The sequence below is a fragment of the Algibacter sp. 2305UL17-15 genome (genome assembly GCF_040720935.1).
GTDB lineage: Bacteria > Bacteroidota > Bacteroidia > Flavobacteriales > Flavobacteriaceae > Jejuia.
The window spans coordinates 1-1,506 of record NZ_JBFDAE010000036.1 but is presented as its reverse complement, the minus strand read 5'-3'; the positions used below and the strand labels follow the sequence as shown (position 1 = coordinate 1,506).

Below are 1,506 nucleotides of genomic sequence, written 5' to 3'. Positions count from 1 at the left end.
ATTTTTAGCGCCATATCCCTAAAAAATATAAGTGACATTGGTGATGGGCACAGACCTTTTTTTCAGTCTTTGCGGTATCCTCGGGTGAGGGTTTCCTTATCGTCTCAAACTTGCACACAACGGTCTAGTATAAGAAAAGTAGGGCAGTTGTAAGCAATACTTTTCGGATTAAGCTAAAGCCGAATTTTTAAATTTTGTTAATTATCTTTTCTTATTTCAATTATACCAAATTTAAAAATTTGGCGACTTGGCAAACACACACGAACCGTTCGATTAAGCACTTTTTGCCCTATTTTTTTTATACATTGTTAGCCACAGTACTTATACGCTAATTGTTGTCACTTCATTTATTTCATTTCTACTAATTAGAAAAGAACCATCTTTTGATAAATGTGTATTTTTTTGATTATCGCTAAAAATGTTTTCTTGATATACGTTGTTAAAATTAGAATTCGGATTTTGAATTATTTTTTTTAACTGTCTAAAAACATTTAATTCTAAGCAGTAGATATATTGATTGTAAAACGGAAAAAAGTCAAATGGATAGTCAGGAATAACATATTGATTATTGTCTATATTCGAAGTAACAACTCTCAAATCAAATTTTGATTCACTTATTTTCTCTTCATTTTCCAAAAGTTGAAAAGCCAGTTCGCTATATCCCAAATTATGTAAAACTCGTGAATAATGATTTCTTTCAATCAGATTAACTTTGTCCTCTTTAGCACTTTTGCCATCATTTGGTGGGTCAACAATAGAGAGTGATGATTTATTATTTCCAAAACTTATGTAAAATGGTACAGCAAAGTGTTTTGTTCGATATTTATTTCCGTTTGAATCTTTTACTTGAGCATTATTACTTTGATTTATAAAACTCGTCAAGTTAATTTCTTTATAGGGCGATAAGCGTCCTTTACACTCAACGATGACAAATTCCCCATTATTATCCTTACAAAGTAAATCAGGACCTCTTTCTTTTTTAATTATTTTGCTTGTAACGATATTCAGATTTTTGAATGCATATTTGTTTTTTTTAGAAGTTGCATAATAGCTGTCAAAATCATCAAAAAAACGAACATTTTCATACTTGTCTAAGCAAGCTTTGGCTAATGCACGAGCTAAAGTATTAGAAAAACCTTTTTTCGATTCTGTATAAGGCGGTTTATATTGTGGTTTATATTTAAAATAAGGACTTTTATCTAAACGATTAAAAAATCTAAAATTTTCTATCAGTAATTCAATCCAATTATGCTTTTCTGCTTGTTCATCGAGATAATGTTTAGCTATTAACCTAGTCGAAAGCGAGATTTCATTATTATTTACGTAATTCGGAATTGCTTGATTGAAATTCTCTACTTTAAATTTTCTCGTCATTTTTTTCGTATGTCTTGTCCTGAAATATGGCTACAGGTTAAAATTGATTTACACTGTTTTTAAATATACCATATTAGGTGTTTTATAGTCTAAAGATAAATGTAATCTTATTTCGTTGTATAGATTAATTGC

At 29.3% G+C, this 1,506-nt stretch carries 1 protein-coding gene; it reads right to left on the bottom strand.

The window, feature by feature from the left end; genetic code table 11:
* Window positions 1-321: 321 nt before the first annotated feature.
* The gene (locus ABXQ82_RS18720) at window positions 322-1,374 is read right to left on the bottom strand and encodes a hypothetical protein (RefSeq protein WP_367063325.1); all 1,053 of its coding nucleotides are present in this window, start codon (window positions 1,372-1,374) and stop codon (window positions 322-324) included.
* Between the last annotated feature and the right edge of the window lie 132 nt (window positions 1,375-1,506).

Excerpts from the sequence above, each read along its gene's own strand:
- ABXQ82_RS18720 (WP_367063325.1), bottom strand. The coding sequence starts at position 1,374 with ATGACGAGAAAATTTAAAGTAGAGAATTTCAATCAAGCAATTCCGAAT.